Below are 21,799 nucleotides of genomic sequence, written 5' to 3'. Positions count from 1 at the left end.
TACCGCCTGTAGCATTGGAAATCAATCTAAACCAGAGGCGACCAGGGGATGGAACGACCTTGAAGACACGTGATTTCCGTGACTTTGAAGCATTCCCGCCGCAGTGTGTCAATTCAAGGCTAGTCTTTAACTTCCTTAACCGTGTCGATCACAGTCCCATCGCGGTATTCGATCAGGGCAACAGTCCGGTCAGTAAATTCCAATGGCTTTGGCGTACCAACGCGCTTTTCAGCCATCTTCTGGAGGTCTTCGATCTTGTAGACTGGCAGCCCAGGAATGTTACTCAAGACAGCGATCAGGTCGGTGCGCTTGGGGTTGATGGCAATCCCAAATTCAGTGACCAGGACATCAACGGAGTCCCCAGGCGTTACAACGGTCGTCACATCTGGCACAACGGTTGCGATTCGGCCCCGAACTAATGGGGCGGAAATAATCGTCAGTTTCCCAGTAGCGGCATCTTGGTGACCCCCAATGGCCCCACGAATGACACCATCGGAACCGGTCATGACGTTAACGTTAAACTTCGTGTCGATTTCTAGGGCACTCAAGATGACAACGTCCAACTGGTCGACCATGGCCCCCTTGTTGTCGGGATCGGCATACCAAGATGCATCGATTTCTTGTTGGTTACCGTTGGTGTGCATAGAATCTGCAGCGCCCTTGTCGAAGTCTTGCACGTCCATGACCTTCTTGACCAGGCCTTCATTTAACAGGTCGGTCGTTGGCTTGGTAATCCCACCTAAGGCAAATGAGGCCTTGATTTGGTTGTCGATCATGGATTGACGCAGGTAACGGGTAACGGCCAAAGCTGCACCACCGGAACCGGTCTGGAATGAGAAGCCGTCCTTAAAGTATGGGGAGTGGGTGATGACATCGTTGACCATGGACGCAATCTTCAATTCCTTAGGGTCCTTGGTGAAACGAGTGGCACCGGAACCAATCTTGTCCGGGTCCCCTACTTTATCAACTTTAACCACATAGTCAACTTGCGTTTGCTTGATGGAAGCTGGCGTGTTCGGGTAGTCGACGATGTTGTCGGTCAGTAAGACCACTTGGTCAGCATATTGGGCATCCATCAGGGCGTAACCCAATGAACCAAAGACCGCGTTTCCTTCCATCCCGTTAGCGTTTCCTAACCGGTCGGCACTTGGCACTCCTAAGAAGGCCACGTCGATCTTGATGTCACCGTGTTCGATGGCCCGCGCCCGGTTCCCGTGTGACCGGAAGATAACTGGGTTCTTCAAACCACCGTGAGAAACGAAGTCCCCGAGGGAACCACGCATCCCAGAACTGGTGATATTGGTAATGGTCCCGGCCTTGATGGCTTCGATGACCATATCGTTCATAACACCCGTCAATGAGGATGGCGCCAACGTTAAGTTCTTGATACCGGCGTCAATGATGACCCGCATCACTTGGTTGAAGACGAAGTCCCCGTTACGGAAGTGGTGATGAAAGGAAATCGTCATGCCGTCTTTAACGGTGTCCACAACGACTTGCTTGATGGAGTCGACAACCTTGTCGTCCCCAGTTGAAACGTGGACCTTAGGCGCTACCCGTTGGATTTCAGGATGGCCGATTTCGGTCGTTTCAAATGGCTTGTAATTGAGTTGGTTCATTAATTCATCTGGTAACTCGCGATTTACTTTACTTTTCAAGATAATTACCCTCCTCATCAACTAAGTTAGATGCTTTCGCTAACTTCATGACCCGTTGTGCCCGGAGCACGACTGGCCGGTCGACCATTTGGCCGTTCATGGAGATCACACCGGAGCCCTTTAATTTGGCTTCTTGAATGGCATTGATCACGTTACGTGCATTCTTGATTTCTGCTTCGGTTGGTTCGTAGACTTTGTTGACCATTGGAATCTGCCGTGGGTTGACCAGGGACTTCCCATCGAATCCAAGTTGGTGAATGTATTCCGTTTCGCGGTAGAAGCCTTCCGTATCATCCATGTTGGTGAAGACCGTATCGAAGGCGGCCACACCAGCAGCCCGTGCGGCATGGAGAACCATGTTCCGCGCAAATTCAAGTTCACGGCCATCTGGGTAACGGTGGGTCTTCATATCCGTTGTGTAATCTTCGGCGGACAAGGCAATCCCAATCATCCGGTCGGAAGCAGCGGCAATGTTCGCCGCCTGTAAGACACCCTTAGCACTTTCGATGGCAGCCATCAGGTGAGTCGAACCGGCTTCACGACCAAACTGCTTTTCAGCAGCGGCGATGTCGGCATCCAGCTTTTGGACCATTTCAGTGGATTCTGCCTTTGGCAACCGAATCACATCGATACCGGCCTTGACCATGGCCTTCACGTCATTGTCGTAAAATGGCGTGTCTTGCCCGTTGACCCGGACGACCATTTCAGCATCGCCGTAGTCTTGCGTCTGTAAGGCTTCATAGACCAATAAGCGCGCAGCATCCTTTTCAGGTAAGGAGACGGAATCTTCCAAGTCAAACATGATGGAGTCGGCACCGTAAATCCCGGCATCCTTGACCATTGCGGGGTTGTTCCCAGGAACGAACATCATTGTCCGGCGTAAACGTTCTTCATTCTCAGCCATTAGAGCACCTCCCATGCTGGTGTATCGGTCGTTTCAGCTGCACGTTGAACGGCAGCGATTGTCCGTGCCTTGATGACACAGTCCAAAGCACCTTTGTCGACAGCCTTGACCTTAGCGGCTGTGACACCCATGGCCTTTAACGTGGTCGTGATGACAGCCTCGATTTGATCACCAAAAACTTTTTTTACATCTGATTGCAAGTCGATCGTAATGCCACTGTCGGCTTGAGAAATCATTAACTGAATGTCGGAAGATTCCAATGTTCCGGCAATCGCAGTCTTTTTAATTTCCATTAATGTTCATTCCTTCCTGAATTCTAGCTTGTAACATCTTTAAGTTTTGCTGCATAAATTGATAGGTGGTCGCGGGGACCCAGTCACGAACCGTAGCCAACTGATCAGCCGCGATTGCGCGCCGAACCTGAGTAGCCGTAATGACAGTGTCGCCACTGGTCTGCCGGTCGATGACCTTAACGCTTACGGCCGGTGGAAGCTCCGTTTGTAGGACCTGGTTGTAGATCCCTGTGGTACGGGAGAACGGTTCACTGCCCAGATAACGCGTGGTGATGTGTAACGCTGCCGCTATCTGGTCACGGAACAGCCGGGCGTCCAGCGTGGTCTGGTAACGAATCGCATCGTCTTGCGTGGGCAAGAAGTAGGCCGGGAATGTCACGTAGCTGACCATGTATTGGTCACCACTAACCACGACCACGTTCGCCAGATCCTGCGTTCCCGCCTTGACCAGGGCTAACCGTTCAGCCGTGGTGAACAGCGACACATCGTCGTTGACCACGAAGACGTAGACCAGGTCATTTTCACGAGCGGCCTGTTCGACCAGGTAACGGTGACCCTGAGTAAACGGATTGGCGTTCATCACGATGGCGCCCACTTTGCCAGTCGGTGGCAACTGCCGGTCGGCGGCAACCTGCGCGACGCGGTGAACGTAATCACTGACATCCGTGTCCCCCGTTTCCAAGATAACGCCCAAGTCGGTACGCGCTAGTTCGTGGAACCCCACGTGCTGAAAGCTAGTCGCATACTTGACCTTGGTGAAGACGAAGAGGTGAAAGACACCCCGTTGTGCCAGCAGGTTCATCAGCGCTGACACGATGGAATTGAAATGACTGCCCTGCGTGGAAAATTTGTTGCACACGCCGACATACTTCAGGACGTTTCCCGCCACGGACCCGGTCGCAATCAAATTGCCGCGTTCGTTATAAATCCCTAAGGTGGTGTCGATCTGCTGGAGCTCGTTGGCTTGAAAATTCGTAATGCCTAACGACTCCAGAAATTCCTGCCATTCCTTGAAGACGGCTGGGTCGTTCAAGTTCAACGTTTGGACTGCCTGTTCGATGGGCAATCACCCCTCTTCCCTTTTTCTTTTTTAAACTTGCTAAACTTTAAACTTGCTAAACTTTAAACTTGCTAAACTGGGCGCACTCCGGCTGCCAGGGATTCCGCCTGCTGTGGGGCCGCTTCAGACTGGAAGAACCCCAGTCTTCTCGCTCGCTTTGAAGCCACGAAAACCACGTGTCTCCAAAGTCGCCCGGGTTGTAAGCTGGCTAAAAACACCAGCTAACAACCCCTTCACGGCCGGCTCCATCCCTGGCCTCCTCCGGCGCTGATTGTGCTTTATCAAAAAAACAGTTATTTAACGGTTTTTGGTCCAGTCAATAACAATAGTCTCAATGTTGTCTGAGCACACAACGTAAGCCGAGAGGTCGGCAGATATGGGCTCAGGCGCGTCGTTCTACTTAGTCAGTAAGTGAATTTTCTTACTGGCTTAGTAGAAAACCAAGCTTGGAGACTCGGCTTTTTCGAGGCTTCAAGTTGTGTTCGCACCGTTCCAGCCCATATCTGCCGACCGGTAAGGCGACGCAACCACTATGTTGCCTAGTTTAGCGCCACTGTTGTTGATGAGGCAGGCATAGGCGGTAGCTAAGCCACTATTAACTAAAGGTTCTGTAACACCATGATGATTGGCACAACGACGATGAAGAGCACGGACGTGGAAACCACGATGTTCGTTGCGAACTTCACGTCACCATGGTATGTGTTGGCCAAGATTGGCAATACAGCCAAGGAAGGCGTTGCGGCTTGAATAATCAACGTTTGCTGGAACACACTGCCCATGTGGACGCCAACGTGTAGGCCAGCGAAGATGATGATGGCCATGATGATTGGTGAAACCACGAAACGACCAAGTAGCGTGCAGATGACGTTACCATCGAAGCGCATGTTGAGAATCCCAAAGCGCTTCAACATAATCCCAATATAAATCAATGATAGCGGCGTTACCAGCGCACCAATGTCCGATAAGGCCGTGGTGGCGAAGGTCAACTTCATCAACCCATTTTCCCAGCCTGGAATGTAAATGAATGGCAGGGAGATGATGAAGCCCCAAAGTGGCGTTGGAATCAAGTGATGCCAGTCAAAGCTGGCCTTGTTGCCGCCGTCACGGTCAACGGTCGGGTCATCCCCAGCGATTACCCAAACACCCAGCGTCCAAATGATAACCGTGTTGACGATGTAATACGTCAGCAGGTAAGGAACAGACACTTGACCAAACAGGGCCACGTTCAAGGGCATTCCAATGAACACGGTGTTGGCCCCGTTAATCGCCGTCATCATCAATCCACGACGACCGCGGGGCACCTTAACGACCCGGACAAAGGCCCAGGCAACTAGGTAACCCACCAGGATGGAAATGATCGTATAGATGACTCCAGTGGACAAAGTGGCTAACTTCGTTGGATTGAAGAACTTCATCATTGCCATGAAGATTGAAGCTGGCAATGCAATTTTCATAATTAATTTTGACAGTGAACCGGAGAACTTTTCATCGAACCAACCCATTTGTTGGCCGTAATAACCCACAGCAATCATGAGGACGATTGCCAGGACACTTTGAATTGACGTCAAGAAAACACTCATAAGGCTAAAACTCCCTTTATCAACAAATTATTTTGCGGCATCCATAATGGCTTTCGTAACGGTTGCAACAACACCTTCATCGAAGACGCCTGGTACGATTCGGTCAGCCGTTGGTTCGGCAACAAGACTGGCAAGCGCCTTAGCAGCAGTGGCTTCGATATCGAGGTCCACGCGCTTCAACCCACTTCTGAGCAGTCCCTTGAATAACCCAGGGAAGACCAGGATGTTGTTGACTTGGTTGGCATATTGACTAGAACCCGTGGCAATCACCGTGGCACCGGCATCAGCTGCAAGTTGCGGATTGATTTCCGGCTTGGGGTTAGCCAAAGCAAAGATGATTGGGTCAGTGGCCATCCGCTTCACTTGGTCGGCGGAGAGCACGTCAGCATCAGACAAGCCAATGAAGACATCTTGATCATCGATCACATCGTCCAAGGTCTCGCCAGTCACGTTTAGGCCAATTTCCTTAGCCAAACCAGTTTGGTAAGCATTGTAGCTAGTTGAATCTGGCTTAACGACCCCGTCAATATCAACCAAGGTGATGTGCTTGATACCAACCCCATTGAGTAACTTCGCGGTCGCCACGCCAGACGCTCCGACCCCGTTCATCACGATCTTCAAGTCCTGCAATGGCTTGTTGACGACCTTGGCGGCGTTGATCAAGCCAGCGAGAACGACGATGGCTGTTCCCTCTTGGTCATCATGGTAGACTGGAATGTCTAATTGTGCGGCTAACTTCTCTTCAATTTCAAAACAACGTGGTGCAGCGATGTCCTCCAAGTGAATTCCCGCAAATGAGAGGGAAATGTTCTTGATAGACTCGACGAAATCGTCAACGGGCACCTGGTTCACGGCCAGTGGTAAGGCATTGACACCAGCTAAGTCTTTATATAGAAGCGCTTTGCCTTCAACGACTGGTAAACCACCAGCGGGGCCAATGTTCCCTAAGCCTAAGACGGCTGACCCATCGGTGACGACGGCGACCAACTTGCCGCTCATGGTCAACTTGTCTTTTAATTCGGGATCATGTTCGATAGCCTTAGAAATCTGGGCCACCCCTGGCGTGTACGCCTTCCCGAGATCGGTCTTGTTCTTAACGTCCATCTCAGCACCAATCTCAAGCACCCCGGTATTTTCCTCATGGAGCTCAACAATTTCATCCTTGTCCATTAGGTTCATTCCTTTCTGTTGCTAATCTCTAAATTCGACCTTCTAAATAGCTCGTGTAACTTTTAACAAGTCCCATCTTACTCGCAGATTTTAAATTTTGCAAATTTTTATTTTATTTTTTGACATTTTTAAAAAGAATAGTTTTAAATGTTAAAATAATAGCGGTAAGTTTTAAATGTAATCGGATACTTGATTGCTTACCGCAAACTTTTAGCCACCTTTTCACCGGCTTTGACGTCAATTAGCCGGCCAGCACACAGGCTGTCCAGCTAAATTATGCTTGTCCCCCAGCTCCGCGGCGTCCAAAACCCCCGCCTTAGTTCCTTTACTTCCCCAACCAGGCAGCCACCCGTGAACGCATCATTGAACTCACACGCCAGGTTAATTGCTAAAATGGTATACTTGATTTCAGAATGCGACCAAGCGCGGTTAGTGCTATCCTTTGGTCATGCATACCTGGTGGCCTTCCCGACCGCGACAGATCGTATTTCTGCCGGCCACAGCGCGGCGGGCCACCCCACATTAAGATTGACTTGTTACAATCAAACCTGATCATTCAAAACCTAAACCCATAGTGGAGGATTGCAGTATGGAAAAGAACCTGACCCATGAGGAACAACTCGTATTAATCGCCCAGGATTATTACTACGGTAACCTGGCCATCTCGGACATTGCCCGAAAATATAATCTGAGCCGTTATCTCATTACTAAAGACCTCGACGAAGCGCTCCAATCCGGGATTGTCTCCATTCAGATCAATGCCCCCGTTGCGCGCAACTTCCAACTGGAAACAGAATTTAAGAAAGCCTTCGACATTCCCCACGTTGCCATTCTGCGTGGTGATGGCAACTCCGACATGAATGCCGGCAACATCGTCGCTTATGCCGCCGAACGGATCGAACAACTGATCACCGAAAGCCACGTGGTCGGCCTGGCTTGGGGCAGTACGGTTCACACCATCATCGACCATTTCAAATCCGAATTGCAAGAGGACCTGACCTTCACCCAATTTGTCGGTGAAAATATGAAATACAATTCCCGGGCCGGATCCACCCGGATGGTCGAACACGCCGCCTCACGGTTTGAAGCCGACTACGTGACGTTGCCGGCGCCCCTATACGTGACTAATCAAGCGGTTCACGATTTGTTGCCACAAGAACCCGCGCTCCAACGCACCATGGCCATTGCCTCGCGAATGGACATGTTATTCTGTGGCATCGGGACCATCGCCTCGATCGATTCGATCGCCGTTTGGAAAGCTGCCAAGGCACAGATCTTCCCAGGCGTCGACACCACCCAGATTGCGGGCATGCTATTCGGTCGGCCCTACGACATTCAGGGAAACTTTTTGATTCCGGAAAGGGACACCGTCGTCGGCATCTCACTCGACGAAGTGCTGGCCACGCCCCGACGTTTTGCCGTAATCAAGAGCAAGTTTAAGACCTACGCCGCCCTCGGCGCATTACGTGGAAAATTGTTAACGGACCTCGTGATGGACGAAGGAATCGCCCAACGGATTTTAACGGCGGCTAAAGAAGTTTAAGTGACCACAAAAAGACAGCAGGTGAGTTTCCATTGGGAAACTCACCTGCTGTCTTTTTGACCATACTTTTAAATGGTCCGTAAAAAGTCAAACAAAATCTGATTGAAGGCCGCCGGCTGTTCCGCCATGACCACGTGGCCGGCATGGGGGACCACTTTTGCCGTCCCGTTGTGCGCCATCCCCGCACTGACCGCCGCAAAGTCGCTGTCAAAGTACGGTGATTCTTGGCCAGCCACGATGAGGAGCGGTGCGTGCAAATGAAGCAACACATCGCGCCAATCCTGAGCGGCGTGGTCGATCAATAAGGGGGCATTCAACGTTGCGTCATATGGCGCTGCTGCACTGGCTGCCTTGACCTGCGCATAAACGGCATCGTCGATGGGTCCTGCAGTGGATTTTCCTAACGGCGCCGTCAATAGATCGGGAAAGTTAGCCCAAGTGAGGTCCTTAAACCCATATGACCAGCCTTCCTCCGCTACCATTTTGGGACTCTGGTCAACGTCGATAACGGCCTTGACCCGCTGTTCACCGAAGAGGGAGAGGTAGGCAAAAAAGGTCGCTGCCCCCAGTGAATTGCCCAGTAAAATAACCTGATCTAAGTTCAACTGTTCGAGCAGCTCCGCCACATCCATTGCGTGCCGGGTAATTCTCCGCCCGTAGATGGTGTGTGCAGAGGCGCCTTGGTTCCGAGCATCCATGTTGATGACCCGGTAGCCGGCCGCGACTAAGCGGGGCACCTGGGCCGACCAGATGACACGACTGCCACCGATTCCGGTTAGAATCACGATGGGCGTGCCGGTCCCCTCATCGTCATAGCTGATGGTCACACCGTCATTTGTTTTAAACTGCATCCGTCGACTCCCCTTTTCCAAATTGTCATTTAGTTTACGGCTAACTGCCGTGGGGGTCAACCCGCTACTGTTCTGGTAACTGCATTTAGGTAAAACCATTTAATGTTCGTTAATTGCTGCTACTGCTACTTTGTCCTGGCGCCCCACCTGGCTTCCCAGCTGGCCGGCCACTCATCCCTGCTGGCGCCTTTTTCATCTGGGTCGTCTGGGCCGACTTGGCTTGCTGCTGACCAAGCATGTAGCCCGTGCCGCCACCCCCGGCGAAGAGGATAACGCCTGCAGCTAGAACACCTAGCCACTTTTTAGATCCTTGCTTTACTGATTTCATCGTTTAGTCATCCTTTCCATTAATGAATGGCTCATTAACCTGTTAACCAGTATACGAAAGTTTTCTTAACCGCGGCTAAAATCGTTCAACTGACCCCTTGCATTCCCACAGGCAGTTCGTTAATATAAGAACTATCGAACGGGTTCGTTTTTATAATGTTCGTAATAAGAGGAGAGATTAAAGCCATGCGAAATGTCTATTTTAACCACGACGGTAGCGTCGACGATTTAGTTTCCTTACTGTTATTACTGCAAATGCCAGATGTCACCCTGACTGGGGTGGGCGTGATTGGTGCCGATTCCTACTTGGAACCAGCGCTGGCCGCAAGTCGCAAGATTATCGACCGCTTCGGTCACGGCGCCCAATTGAACGTTGCGGCATCGAATTCTCGCGGTGTACACCCCTTTCCTAAAGAATGGCGGTTAGACGCCTTTAGCCTTGACGCCCTGCCTATCTTAAATGAGGCCGGCACCATCACCACCCCCGTTGCTTCCAAGCCTGCTCACCTTGACTTGATCGACAAGGTCCAAGCAACTGCCGGTAAGACGACGTTGGTCATGACGGGGCCTTTAACGGACTTAGCCCGCGCACTGGAAGTTGACCCGACCATCACGGAAAAGATCGACAAGCTCTACTGGATGGGCGGTACCTTCGACGGCCGGGGCAACGTTGCGGAACCCGAACAGGATGGGACGACTGAATGGAACGCATTTTGGGATCCCCAAGCCGTTAAAACGGTCTGGGATAGCGATATTGCCATTCAAATGGTTGGCTTGGAAAGTACTCGCCAAGTGCCATTGACGCCAGCGATTCGGCAACACTGGGCACTGCAACGGCAACATCCAGCGCTTGACTTCATTGGTCAAGGGTATGCGTTGGTTCCAGCACTCCAACACTTCGAGACCAACTCGACTTACTTCCTGTGGGACGTCTTGGCAACCGTTGCCAGCGAATCCCCAGCCGTGGTGACGACCAAAGAAGTCACGAGTGACGTCTTAACCACGGGCCCCGGTCGTGGCCGGACCTTTGAAATTCCCGACGGCCGCCCTGTGACGCTGGTCACTACAGTCGACCATGACGCTTTCTTCAAACGAATCGACGAACTCGCCATTTTGGCGGACAACTAAACCCATCAGCAAGGAGTGGTGAATAGCCGCTCCTTTTTATATGTAAAGATGGTGTCATCTATCTGCCGCCTTACCGTTCGCCAAATTTGAATCGGAACGCGGTGGGGAGGACGGCCAAAGCCTGAGGAACGGTCTTTGCCCTCGCTTTGAGCCAGAAAATCACCGTCTCAAAGACGCCATTTTTCAAGCAGACCACTTGAAAAATCCCACGGCTGGATTCAAATTTGACTCACTCACGGCTACTTAAACGCGTGCTAAATTCCTTAGTAGCCAACCGTTGTTTCAATTATATTTTGATGAACCCTAGTTGCTAAAACAGAACCAAGATAGTAGCTGTGACGCCGGTAATACTTTTCGGACTATCTAAGTGATTGCATCACCATTATCAGCTGGTGGCTAATACCTGTTCAACCTTTACCGGAAACACACTAAACTGAGCGCACGGTAAAGCGACAATCTCGTCGCTGCCTGCACTATCATAAAATGATTTATCCCAACATCACATTTTAAATGCATTCCGGTTGTCAAGTGGCCAATCCCCTTCTATACTGAGTGAAATTTCCAATGATGAAAAGAAGTGATCCTCATGATCATCCCGCTACCCAAACAGCTCAGTCTTCGAACCGTTCAAGTAATCAGCGGTGTTCTGTTAGGTGTTGCCTGGCTTAAACAGACCCGCTTGTTTACGGTTAGTTTCAATGACCTGAAAACCTTGGTTCTTCTTATTTTTACGGCTATCTTGGTCTTAATTTTAGTGATTTCAGCGATGGCGAACCACCTTCCCGATCGCTTAAAAACGCAACTTCCCCCAGATCTGCTTTGTTTCTTTTCACTCTTCACCATCACATTGATTGCCTATCCCCAACTCTTCACGGCTAAGCAGTTGGCAATGCCTAAAGTTGATACGGGCCTCATTTTTATTGGTCTCGCTTTACTGACAGCCTACGTTCCTAGGAATCCCATTATCGGTGTCCGACTAAGCGCCTTCATCACATTAAGTCCCCAGAATCAACGGCGCGTTAACTTGTTGGCCGCTAGACTCACGCTCGTCGTCGGCATTGGCTGCCTCGTGACCGCTACTTTCAGTCCTAGCATCTTCGGCTTAACCTTATTTGTAACGACCTTAGCTCTCTTGGTTGGGGTTCTGATCGTCGCTTCCAAACTAGCTGAGTGAGCGATTGCCAACTAAAAAAGGCAACCCGCAGATCACCTTCACGGGGTCCACGGATTGTCTTTTCGTTCACACTAATTTAAAGTTCCTTCCAGTCCTGCCACAACGCCTCAACTGCAGCCAGCGACTCCGTATCACCAGTTGCCTTCTCACGAGCAAGTTCAGCCTGAAGTTGCTCCTTACTCAATTCAAGGTCAAACGGTAAGTCGTGATCGGTCACCGACTGCTGCAAAAATAAATGAATCGCCGTTGTCAGACTCATCCCGTACTGTTGGTATACCTCAGTCACAGCTCGTTTGAGATCCGCGTCAATGGTAATGTCTAGGTGCTCCGATTGATTAGCTGAATCATTCGTGTTTTTCATGATTAGTCTCCTTCATCAAACCCTATCCTTCACCTGCGCCCCAACCATAGCATGGCCTCATAGGGCAAGACAACCCTTATCGTTTTAGGCGTTGCGGCAATTAAGAGGTTAAATCTTTTCCCAGACAAATGGCAACTAGCGCTAAATTTCAGAGGCTTGTTTAATTGCACCTCGCATTTCTAATCATCAAAAAACGATGGTTTTGCTCCCTCACCGCAACCGGCAAGGCGAGAAAAACCATCGTCTGAACGATCTATTCTATTATTCTGCGTCGTACAACGCCGCAACCTGTTCCTGAACCTCTTTGTGACCCAAGAATTCGTCGTAGGTCGTATCGGCCCGATCAACGATGCCCTTAGGCGTCACTTCAATGATCCGGTTGGCGATCGTTTGGATGAACTCGTGATCATGAGACGTGAAGAGGATGCTACCGGTAAAGCCAACTAGGCTGTCGTTCAATGCCGTGATGGATTCCAAGTCCAAGTGATTCGTCGGATCATCCAATAACAGAACGTTGGCCTTACTCAACATCATCTTAGACAGCATGGCACGAACCTTTTCGCCCCCAGACATCACATCGACTTCCCGGTTCACGTCATCCCCAGAGAAGAGCATCTTTCCTAAGAAGCCCCGCAAGAAAGTATTGTCGCTTTCTTCCTTGGATGCGAACTGACGTAACCAGTCGATCACCGTCATCTGGTTTTCGGCAAAGTAGTCGTTAACGTTCTTCGGCAGATAAGTCGTGCTGGTCGTTTGCCCCCAAACCACGTTGCCGCTGTCTGGCTCGAGTTCCCCGGAGATGACCCGCATCAGTGTCGTGGTCGTCACGTCATTACGGCTGATAAAGGCGATCTTTTCGCCTGGTCGTAACGTCATGCTGACGTCATTTAGAATCGTCACGCCATCGATAGCCTTGGAGACGTGCTCCAAGCGCACCAGGTCGTTCCCCAATTCGCGTTCTGGATTGAACTTGATGAAGGGGTACTTCCGGGAAGATGGCTTGATGTCATCCAACGTAATCTTTTCCAATTGCTTCTTCCGCGACGTGGCCTGCTTCGACTTCGACGCGTTGGCACTGAATCGCGCCACGAATTCTTGGAGTTGCTTAATCTGGTCGGCCTTCTTGGCGTTGGCGTTGGCCTTCAATTGGGCCGCCAATTCGCTAGATTCCATCCAGAAATCGTAGTTCCCAACAAACAGCGTAATCTTCCCAAAGTCGACATCGCACATGTGCGTGCAGACCTGGTTCAAGAAATGCCGGTCATGGGAAACCACGATAACGGTGTTTTCGTAGTCGGCCAAGAAGTTTTCCAGCCAGCTAATGGATTGGACATCCAACCCGTTGGTCGGTTCGTCCAAGAGCAGCACATCGGGATGACCAAACAAAGCTTGGCCCAAGAGGACCTTCACCTTTTGAGGTTCGGTCAATTCACTCATGGGCACTTGGTGGAGTGACTCGTCGATGCCTAAAGCCTGTAACATTTGACTCGCTTCGGCCTCGGCTTCCCAACCGCCCATTTCACCAAATTCACCTTCCAGTTCAGCGGCCCGAATCCCATCTGCGTCGCTAAAGTCGGCCTTCATGTAAATGGCGTTCTTTTCAGTCATGATATCGTATAACTTCTTGTGTCCCTGGATGACCGTGTCCATGACCAAGTTGTCTTCAAAGGCAAAGTGATCTTGGTTCAAGCTAGACATCCGCTCGTTCGGCCCCATGGAGACGTTCCCCGACGTTGGCTTTAATTTGCCTTCGATGATCTTCAGGAACGTTGACTTCCCAGCGCCGTTAGCGCCAATGACCCCGTAGCAGTTTCCTGGGGTGAACTTGAGATTAACTTCGTCGTAGAGCTTCCGGTCGGAGAACTGCATACTGACATTATTGACGGTTAACATGAACGATACCCTCCTGTTTTCGCGTAAAAAACCAACGTGTCTAGTCACGGCAACGTTGGCTTCTACAATTCTATTCGTTAGTTGACATGTTACGGTAGTTTACCATAAAAAATAAGAACAAGCAACGTTTACGCTACGACCACGTCTGTTGGGCTGCATAACGTTCGCGATACGTCTTGGGGGTCATCTGAAAATGCTGCTTGAAGGTCACAAAGAAGTTTTTTTCCGTACGAAACCCGGTCCGCAGCGCAATTTTTTGAATCGAGTCCTGCGACGTCATCAATAACTGTGTCGCCCGTTCGAGTCGAATTTGACCCAGATAAGCCTTGGGCGAGACCCCCATGTATTCTTTGAAGTACCGGGAAAAATACACACTGGAATAATTCAATTCAGTGGCCATGTCCGCAATCGAGACCGGCTGACTATAATTTTCCTGAATCATGGTGACCGCTTGCCGCAGCGAATGTGGTAGCGGCAATTGATCGCTGGTGACCCGCCCATTAACGGTCAAATGTTTCAAGAGTTGGCCGACCAATTGATATTCGGCCCCCAGACTCGCCAAGTAATCGGCCCGTTCGGTCGGCTCGGTAACGGCATTGGTCGCTAACGTGTGCACAAACTGACCCAGCTCATGGTAGGGCTCCGCACGCAAGTCCAAGTCCAATGGTCCCCAGACCGGTAACTGTTCACTGGCAACCACGTTTCGAACCCAGGCAGCCGGCAGCAGAAGCGTTACAATTTGATTGTCCTCATCCAAAAACGTCTCATAACTGTGAACCACTTCCGAGTTGACCACGTATAGGTGTTGTTCCGCCATTTCATAGGTCGATCCGCCAATGTGGACGGTGCCCGGACGGCCCTTAAACGCGTACGCCAACTCGACGGCTTGGTGCCAGTGTGGCAGAACCATCTTAGGCCCCACTGTGCCATGTGAGATCACGCGTAGTGGTAGTTCTGTCATAAAATTCAATCGTTCATGATACGGCCGTGGCATATCAGTTCCCCCTTAAATTTGATGCCCATCTACTTACTCTTTTTTAACCCGACTAATTGTTAACGCATTCATTTTCTTCTATATTAAAGCAGATCATCTCGAAACGCATCCTTTTCTACGTGCCATCCCCAACACCGTCAGCGCTTATTTACTTACTGTAAGTTAACTAGACCAATTTAATCACTCATTTGTTAATAGCATACCACGTCTAGTATCAACATGGTTAAATTTAGTAATCCAATCATTATATTGCGGGATTATAGAAATGTGTCATCCCCGATATAATGTACTTGTAACATCCCGATGGGGGCAAAAGGATATAGCCCTTAAATCGTTCCCATCGATCTATCGACCGTCCTCGTTGGCATACCGCAACTTGGGGAAGTTATCGGTGTGACCAACAGCTTTAGCTGGCCGGGGCCGTAACCCGGCACTATCGTGATTTATTTGACCCGTAACGGTTTTGGTCGATTGGGGATCGACTGAATGACCGATCACTTCCAACTAACAGAGGTAACTTAAACCTGTCTGTGATCACTGTTTTCTTTTGGGGAAGAAAGTCAGCGTCACCACGGCTAACGTTACCTGAGATTCACATGGCCATCGAGGGCTTTTGGGGGGAGCAGCTAGACAAGTCTGTCTGGCTGTTTTTTTGTTTGCCAAGTGACCTGATTATCAGTTTACTTTTTAGAGGTTCCGCCGTATGCTCAGCGTATTCCATCTTAAAGGGAGTCTGGACTTATGAACGAATCGCAATCAAAAATTTCTGCCAACATCTCCCCCGTCGATGTTGGCTATATTGATCTGCTAGTCAAACAAGGCGCGTTCACGTCCCGTACAGACTTTTTGCACGAGGCGATTCGTAAAGAACTTGACGAAAATCAGGCCGTCATTCAAGCAACGATTCAACCGACAACACACAGTAATTCATTAGAGACCCTGGTCGGCAGTTACACGTACACGGACGCCGACATTCAGAAGCGTCTGAAAAATGGTGAGCGCAGTACCTTAATCGTCATCGGCAAACTCAATCTATTAGGCGTGACCAACACCACGACTCTATTTGCAGCCCTCAAGACGATCACGGTCTTTGGCAAGTTCACGGCGAATCCTGATGTAATCGCCCATTATAAAAAGTAAGCACAAAAAAGGTGAGATTCTCCGACAAATTCGTTGGGGCCTCACCTTTTTATGCTCTGGAAAAATTCCCCAGAGTATTGCGTGCATCCACACGCGCTAATTTTCTATTCGACTGATTGTTTTTGCATCGTATCCGGTCGTTTCAACATAAACGCCATCAGGTAGGACACAATGAGGAAGACCGCCACCACTAAGTAGGGGTAGTGAGTGTTCCAGTCTAGCAACATCCCGGACATGATGGGCCCGACAATGTTTCCAATGCTGGTCAACGACATGTTCAAGCCGTTGATCAGGCCTTGATTGGCCTCACTGGCCTTCGTCAGCAGTGTCGTAATGGCTGGCCGTAACAGGTCAAATGCAGAGAAGATGATCAACGTGGCCACCATCACTTCTAACTTTGTGTGCGCCTGCGTAATCCAAATCGTACAGATGGCTGCCAGGAAGAAACAGATGCGAATCACGCGTCGTTCTCCAAACTTGCTGACCAACGTGTCGAACATGGCCACTTGCAGAAATAATGAAATCAATCCGTTCAGGGTCAGCACTAACGCAATGTTGCTCAGGCTAAAGTGGAACACCTCGTTGACGTAGATACTGTAGATACTTTCAAACCCTTGCAGGCCAAATGAGGAGACAAGGATCATGGTAAACAGGATGATGATTGGCACCGTCCAGAATGCCCGCGTCATTGGATGCGCGGCCGGCTTGGCGTCCTCGTCCGGTCCATTTTCCACGATACGGTTCTCTTCGGCATCGTTGGGCAGGAGCGCAATCAGGACCACGGCACTGATCAGGCCCAACGCACCCGCGACCCAAAATGGCGTCTTGTAACTGATACCGGCCAGAATGCCCCCAATACCAGGGCCCAAGATCAGCCCACCACTAAACGCTGCAGACAACCAGCCAATGACTCTGGCCCGTTGGCGCTTCGTCGTAATATCGGAAGCTAAGGCCATGGCGGTTGGCACGACCATGGCGGCGGATAACCCACCGATCAACCGGGAAATATCGAAGACCCACAGGTAGTTGGTCAACGCGAACAGCACTTCGGAGACCATGTATAAAATCAGCCCCGCCGTCAGGACTGGCTTCCGCCCAATCTTATCGGACAGCCGCCCAATGAGGGGTGACGCGACGAATTGCGCGAAAGCAAACAGGGCGTTCATAATCCCCATATCGGTCGCTGACAGATGCAGCTCGGTTTTCAAGAATGGCATAACTGGAATGATCAAACTAATTCCCAAACACACTAAAAATTCACTAAATATTAAGATAAAAATGGCCCGTTTCGTTTTTTTCGTCACGATGGCTCACCCCTTCTCATAGATTTTTAACAGCAATGTTACCATTCTAACAATATTTAATGGTGTTTGTCTAATTCTATGCTCAACGATTTATAGGAGTTTTTAAATCACAGGGCAAGCTATCCTGGTGGTGAGTGCTCGATGTTGCTATTTTGGCGCATCTCCCTATCAAAACTAAGTGGCTTTCACAGGCTCTTGTCTGTATACTTTCTTGGTTTTTAGCCTATAATCTAAGCACAAAAGAAATTGCAGGTGACCTGATGAAGCGTAAAAATAGATTTGCTTTTCTTCAAAAAGGTAACTTTTGGTTAGGACTTTTTTTCTTCATTTCGTCGGCTCCTCTTCTCATTCCCGGTAATCAATCCTCTGATAGCCTCTCTGGCATTCAATGGTTCTTGAATCTTACTGAATTCTTGATGAGCTTAGTTCTCATAATTAGTGCCATCCTCTCCAGCAACGAGTCAGAGTAGCTGTGAACAAACCTTTTTTTAATAAAAATAATAAGCGGGTCCAAAAATCAATTCGTTGATTTTTGGACCCGCTTATTGACCAATTCATGCGCCGCAAAAAAATTAATGTTTACCCCACTTTAGTTACCGGCCACGCAATTCACGTGCCCATTGCCGGTAAGCAGCCGTATAGAAGCTGTCGCGGGCATAGACCAAATCCAGGTCGTGGCGGAGATGACCCGCTGGCAGTTGCAGAACCTTCAGCTTGCCAGCCGCCAATTCATCGGCGACCACCAAACGGTAGAGAAAGCTGACGCCCACGCCGCGCAATAAGAGTTGGCGAATGGCCGCCGGATTGTTGACCGTCAGGAGTTGGGGGAACTCCGCTAGCGTCACGTTGGCCGCCTGCGCCAGGTTCACTAGAATTTCACGACTCCCTGACCCTTCTTCCCTGACAATCAGCGGCAACGTTGTCAGGTCGGCCCAAGTCACCGTCTGTCGCTGTGCTAAGGGCTGGTCAGCAGCAACCACGGCTACGAAAGGTTCCTGCCGGACAATCTCATAGTCATAGCGGGACTTGTCGAAGTTCCCCTCGATCAGTGCGAAATCACTGGTCCCTTCGTCAATCGCCGTCAAGGCTGCTTGCGTGTTGGTCACCTGACAGGTGATTTGCCGATAATCTTGTTGTAACCGCTGAATCAACTGCGGGGCTAAAAACTCACTCAGTGACAGGGTCGTACTAAACGTGACCTGTTGGGCGGCTTGCGGATGACGGAGCGTCCCCACCAGCTTATCCGCTTGCACCTGAACGCGCTGAATGAACGCTGCCAGCTCCACGCCAGCCGGGGTAATGGTCAGCTGTGGGCGTTGATACCGAACCAATTGCACGCCCAAGTCGACCTCCAATCCCTTGATCTGCTGGGAAACGGCGGGTTGGGTGATGAACAATTGCCGTGCCGTTTCCGTATAGGACTTAGTCTGCGACAGGACATAAAAGGTATGATACCGAGCATCCAACATCATTGTGACCTCCTTGATAAGTAAAATTTATAGCGTTATTAAATATACCAATTTTAACTTATAATCCGTTTCAGGTAAACTAAGGCTATTGATTTTTTTGATGCGACTCACATCGTGAAGCCGCATCATTGAGGAGGAGATTGATTTGGATATTCGAACAACGATGGTGACGCGGAGTTTCTGGGGGGCAGCTGCTCTGGCCTTGGTTTGCGCGGTCGCCGGAAGTGAACTCGCCCAGCTACCCTATTTGAACCTGGTGGGGGCCTTGGTCATCGCCCTATTGCTGGGAATGGCTTGCCAATTAGCGCCCCGCGCGGTCAACGCGAATCGGGAAGGCATCGGCTTCATTAGTAATAAATTTTTACGTTTAGGCATTATTCTTTTAGGTTTCAAATTGAACTTGATTCAACTCGCACAAGCTGGGGTCAAAACCATTACCCTGGCCGCCGTCGTGGTCACGGGAATGGTCCTGTTGACCTACAATTTGAGTCGTAAGCTAGGGGTCGAACGCGACCTCGCCATCTTAACGGCAACTGGGACCAGCATCTGTGGTGCCGCCGCGGTGATGGGCGTTTCACCCCAGATCAAAGTGAGTCCCGACAAGGCCGAACGGCAACGTGAAAACGAAGTGTTGGCCGTCGCCATCGTCGCGATCTTAGGAACGGTCTTCACCCTGATTGAAATTGGGTTGAAACCCCTCCTCCATTTAACGGCAGTCCAATTCGGTGTCATGACCGGGGGCTCGCTCCATGAAATCGCGCACGCCGTTGCCGCTGGTAGCGCCGGCGGTCCAGTCAGCTTGGACACGGCCATTATCACAAAGCTCTCACGGGTCCTCTTATTAGCCCCGGCAGCGCTGATTATTGGCTGGTGGTACCAACGCCAAACCACCACAGCTGCTGCATCCGAAGGCCACACGAAGCTGCCAATTCCTTGGTTCATGGCTGGCTTCCTGTTAACCAGTGTGATTGGCACGTGGTTGCCACTGGGAACCGCCGCATTGGCCGGTTTGGTTAAATTAGCCTACATCTTCCTCGGGATGGCCATGGCCGCTCTGGGCATGAGCGTCAACTTCCGCGTCATTTTCCAGCGGGGTGGCAACGCCTTTCTCGCCGCAACCTTGTCCTCCGTGGTCCTGATGACGGGTGTGACGATTGCTAGTAAATTATTCTTCTAAAATATGCCATTTAAAAAGGTCTGCGACAGCCATCGCAGACCTTTTGCTTACCCCAATTGCAGTAAATGTTGAACCGTGCCATTATCCCAGATAATGTATAAGCCAATCAAAATATAAACGGCAACGGTAATGTAACGTCCTTGCTTTTCCAAGACCTCTGCCACCTTGGGCAAGCAGGCCAACCGATAGCCCAGCTCCCAGAAGATGACGACCATGACGGCAAACGTCAGTAAAATCAGTGGGATACTGCTTGGGGCTACCGTAGTAAATAACGGCACGTAGATGCCAACGTTATCCGCACCACACGTGGCCATCGTGATCAAGGCCACACTGATGATGAGGCTCTTGGGGTCGCTGACCTTGCCAGCAATCGCGTCTTGATCGTCATCGTCGCCTTGGACCCACAACTTAATTCCCAGATAAATTGGAATCAGCCCCAGTAATCCCAGGAGCCATGGTGCGGGAACGAAACCCAAGAAGAACGCGATGGCGAGCGAACTTCCAACCAACACGATAGTCCCTAAAAAGTCCCCGATTAGGACCACCCAACGGTCTTGGTGCTTTACGCGGCCGAAGATTACCATTAAAATAACTAGGTAGTCGAGCCCGGTTGAAATGTAGGCCGTGACTCCCGTTAAAATCGTCTTTAACATGTGCCCACCTCCCTATGTATGTTATCCATAACATATGTTAACATGTTCATATGAAAGGAGCAACCCTCAAATGGCGGATTCACCAAATTTAGTCAAACTCATTCAAAAACCAGCGCTAGATGCCTCACAAGACATTTTCAAGTTACTCAGTAACACTACGCGTTTACAGATTCTGTACCTCCTGGAACAGCGAGAACTCAACGTGAGCGAACTCAGCGACCTATTGCAAGTGGAACAGTCGGTCGTGTCACATCAGCTGGCCCTCTTGAAGAAAGAACAGCTGGTCACAGCCAATCGCGTGGGCAAACAAAGCATCTATCAGCTGGACGACCCGCACATCTTAGACATCGTCAATGAAACCCTGGCCCACGTGGACCACGTGCTCCGTGGCAAAACGCATGGCCATTAAAAGACGGCTCGGAAGTTACTTCCGGGACCGCCTTTTTTAGTGAACTTTGACTTAATTGTTTATTCTTTCGCCTTTAAAGTAGTGGTTCGCATATTTTTTAGCCAAGTGTTTACTTTGATAACCATGCGAATCCGTCCAAAACCCAGCACCACTGGCCGTTTGTAGAATACGGTGCCGTTGACCACCGATTTTGTGATTAACTTGACGGTAGGACTCCCCATCGCCAGCCGTTTGGTACCAGCCCATGACGTTGACCCAATGTTCATGATCCACCGTCATCATGCGAGCCGTTACCCAAGATGGATGCTTCATTTTGGCACCCGACTTAGGATAAGCCGTCACTTTTCGCGAATGAAGGCGACTAGTAAAATCAGTTCCCGTCATTTTCTTAGCGGTAATCTTAATCCGATACATCTTGTGATATTGATAGCTATACCAAGTTCCCCGAATACTCTTAGGGAATGTTTTCATCGTATATCTAGCTTTGGCATAAGCCGTTTGATTTGATGTGGTTGCGGCCATCCCTAAGCCTAAAACAAGTGATAGAACTAACAACAGTAACATCCCACGACGTCTTAGCTTCATATGTATTCCTCCCGAAAAACTATATTGTTGACACACAGTATATTATGTATCAACAATTGTTTTCAATCAATATTATATTCACCAATGACCCGTTGTTACTGGTACTACTGTCTAACTGCGTTGAAT

General features: G+C 50.0%; 21 protein-coding genes. 6 read left to right on the top strand and 15 right to left on the bottom strand.

Annotated elements, in window-relative coordinates:
• Positions 1–119: 119 nt before the first annotated feature.
• The 6 genes from citF to FAY32_RS05950 all read right to left on the bottom strand — a co-directional run bounded on the left by citF (position 120) and on the right by FAY32_RS05950 (position 6,665).
• Positions 120–1,658, bottom strand: a complete 1,539-nt coding sequence (citF, locus tag FAY32_RS05975) for a citrate lyase subunit alpha (RefSeq protein ID WP_143462539.1) — start codon at positions 1,656–1,658, stop codon at positions 120–122.
• Positions 1,648–2,562, bottom strand: a complete 915-nt coding sequence (gene citE, locus FAY32_RS05970; protein ID WP_143462538.1) for a citrate (pro-3S)-lyase subunit beta — start codon at positions 2,560–2,562, stop codon at positions 1,648–1,650. Before citE ends, citF begins: the two co-directional genes overlap by 11 nt.
• The gene (gene citD, locus FAY32_RS05965; protein ID WP_143462537.1) at positions 2,562–2,855 is read right to left on the bottom strand and encodes a citrate lyase acyl carrier protein; all 294 of its coding nucleotides are present in this window, start codon (positions 2,853–2,855) and stop codon (positions 2,562–2,564) included. Before citD ends, citE begins: the two co-directional genes overlap by 1 nt.
• Complete coding sequence (citC, locus tag FAY32_RS05960) at positions 2,845–3,915, bottom strand: [citrate (pro-3S)-lyase] ligase (protein ID WP_143462579.1); 1,071 nt, start codon at positions 3,913–3,915, stop codon at positions 2,845–2,847. The genes citD and citC overlap by 11 nt, the downstream gene beginning before the upstream one ends.
• 599 nt (positions 3,916–4,514) lie before the next feature.
• The gene (locus FAY32_RS05955; RefSeq protein ID WP_143462536.1) at positions 4,515–5,495 is read right to left on the bottom strand and encodes an AEC family transporter; all 981 of its coding nucleotides are present in this window, start codon (positions 5,493–5,495) and stop codon (positions 4,515–4,517) included.
• Between the two features lie 27 nt (positions 5,496–5,522).
• Positions 5,523–6,665: an NAD(P)-dependent malic enzyme gene (locus FAY32_RS05950; RefSeq protein ID WP_143462535.1), complete on the bottom strand. Its 1,143-nt coding sequence runs from the start codon at positions 6,663–6,665 to the stop codon at positions 5,523–5,525.
• A gap of 589 nt (positions 6,666–7,254) precedes the next feature.
• Between FAY32_RS05950 and FAY32_RS05945 the strand changes: the two genes are divergently transcribed.
• A complete protein-coding gene (locus FAY32_RS05945; protein WP_143462534.1) occupies positions 7,255–8,208 on the top strand; it encodes a sugar-binding transcriptional regulator in 954 nt (317 codons plus the stop codon).
• A gap of 68 nt (positions 8,209–8,276) precedes the next feature.
• Here the strand turns inward: FAY32_RS05945 and FAY32_RS05940 are convergent, their stop codons facing one another.
• Together FAY32_RS05940 and FAY32_RS05935 are read right to left on the bottom strand one after the other, a co-directional pair.
• Positions 8,277–9,059 (bottom strand): alpha/beta fold hydrolase, encoded by a 783-nt coding sequence (locus FAY32_RS05940; protein ID WP_143462533.1) that lies wholly within the window; start codon positions 9,057–9,059, stop codon positions 8,277–8,279.
• A gap of 109 nt (positions 9,060–9,168) precedes the next feature.
• Positions 9,169–9,387: a hypothetical protein gene (locus FAY32_RS05935; protein ID WP_143462532.1), complete on the bottom strand. Its 219-nt coding sequence runs from the start codon at positions 9,385–9,387 to the stop codon at positions 9,169–9,171.
• Between the two features lie 185 nt (positions 9,388–9,572).
• Between FAY32_RS05935 and FAY32_RS05930 the strand changes: the two genes are divergently transcribed.
• Positions 9,573–10,514, top strand: coding sequence for a nucleoside hydrolase (locus FAY32_RS05930; RefSeq protein WP_143462531.1), 942 nt, complete (start codon positions 9,573–9,575; stop codon positions 10,512–10,514).
• Between the two features lie 586 nt (positions 10,515–11,100).
• Complete coding sequence (locus FAY32_RS05925) at positions 11,101–11,688, top strand: hypothetical protein (protein ID WP_143462530.1); 588 nt, start codon at positions 11,101–11,103, stop codon at positions 11,686–11,688.
• Between the two features lie 76 nt (positions 11,689–11,764).
• Here FAY32_RS05925 and FAY32_RS05920 read toward each other — a convergent pair whose 3' ends face one another.
• The 3 genes from FAY32_RS05920 to FAY32_RS05910 form a co-directional block, all read right to left on the bottom strand.
• Positions 11,765–12,049, bottom strand: a complete 285-nt coding sequence (locus FAY32_RS05920; protein WP_143462529.1) for a type II toxin-antitoxin system RelB/DinJ family antitoxin — start codon at positions 12,047–12,049, stop codon at positions 11,765–11,767.
• Between the two features lie 261 nt (positions 12,050–12,310).
• Positions 12,311–13,942: an ABC-F family ATP-binding cassette domain-containing protein gene (locus tag FAY32_RS05915; protein WP_143462528.1), complete on the bottom strand. Its 1,632-nt coding sequence runs from the start codon at positions 13,940–13,942 to the stop codon at positions 12,311–12,313.
• 133 nt (positions 13,943–14,075) lie between these two features.
• The gene (locus tag FAY32_RS05910; RefSeq protein WP_143462527.1) at positions 14,076–14,936 is read right to left on the bottom strand and encodes an AraC family transcriptional regulator; all 861 of its coding nucleotides are present in this window, start codon (positions 14,934–14,936) and stop codon (positions 14,076–14,078) included.
• A 741-nt stretch (positions 14,937–15,677) separates the two neighbouring features.
• On the opposite strand from FAY32_RS05910, the gene FAY32_RS05905 reads away from it, so the two are divergent.
• Positions 15,678–16,076 carry a hypothetical protein gene (locus FAY32_RS05905; protein WP_143462526.1) on the top strand — a complete coding sequence of 133 codons (399 nt, stop codon included), beginning with the start codon at positions 15,678–15,680 and terminating at the stop codon, positions 16,074–16,076.
• Positions 16,077–16,180: 104 nt separating this feature from the next.
• Here FAY32_RS05905 and FAY32_RS05900 read toward each other — a convergent pair whose 3' ends face one another.
• The gene (locus FAY32_RS05900) at positions 16,181–17,380 is read right to left on the bottom strand and encodes an MFS transporter (protein WP_143462525.1); all 1,200 of its coding nucleotides are present in this window, start codon (positions 17,378–17,380) and stop codon (positions 16,181–16,183) included.
• A 593-nt stretch (positions 17,381–17,973) separates the two neighbouring features.
• On the bottom strand, positions 17,974–18,852 hold the full coding sequence (locus FAY32_RS05890) for a LysR family transcriptional regulator (RefSeq protein WP_225428297.1): 879 nt from the start codon (positions 18,850–18,852) through the stop codon (positions 17,974–17,976).
• A 160-nt stretch (positions 18,853–19,012) separates the two neighbouring features.
• On the opposite strand from FAY32_RS05890, the gene FAY32_RS05885 reads away from it, so the two are divergent.
• The gene (locus FAY32_RS05885) at positions 19,013–20,026 is read left to right on the top strand and encodes a YeiH family protein (RefSeq protein WP_191988151.1); all 1,014 of its coding nucleotides are present in this window, start codon (positions 19,013–19,015) and stop codon (positions 20,024–20,026) included.
• Between the two features lie 47 nt (positions 20,027–20,073).
• Here FAY32_RS05885 and FAY32_RS05880 read toward each other — a convergent pair whose 3' ends face one another.
• A complete protein-coding gene (locus FAY32_RS05880; RefSeq protein ID WP_143462522.1) occupies positions 20,074–20,679 on the bottom strand; it encodes a CadD family cadmium resistance transporter in 606 nt (201 codons plus the stop codon).
• A gap of 70 nt (positions 20,680–20,749) precedes the next feature.
• Here FAY32_RS05880 and FAY32_RS05875 point away from each other — a divergent pair, with 70 nt between their 5' ends.
• Positions 20,750–21,088 carry an ArsR/SmtB family transcription factor gene (locus FAY32_RS05875; RefSeq protein ID WP_125686714.1) on the top strand — a complete coding sequence of 113 codons (339 nt, stop codon included), beginning with the start codon at positions 20,750–20,752 and terminating at the stop codon, positions 21,086–21,088.
• A gap of 51 nt (positions 21,089–21,139) precedes the next feature.
• Here FAY32_RS05875 and FAY32_RS05870 read toward each other — a convergent pair whose 3' ends face one another.
• Positions 21,140–21,673, bottom strand: a complete 534-nt coding sequence (locus FAY32_RS05870; RefSeq protein ID WP_143462521.1) for a hypothetical protein — start codon at positions 21,671–21,673, stop codon at positions 21,140–21,142.
• Between the last annotated feature and the right edge of the window lie 126 nt (positions 21,674–21,799).

Source organism: Levilactobacillus enshiensis, assembly GCF_007115095.1.
Taxonomy (GTDB): domain Bacteria; phylum Bacillota; class Bacilli; order Lactobacillales; family Lactobacillaceae; genus Levilactobacillus; species Levilactobacillus enshiensis.
Note: the sequence above shows the minus strand (reverse complement) of the source record. Positions and strands in the feature narration are given on the sequence as shown.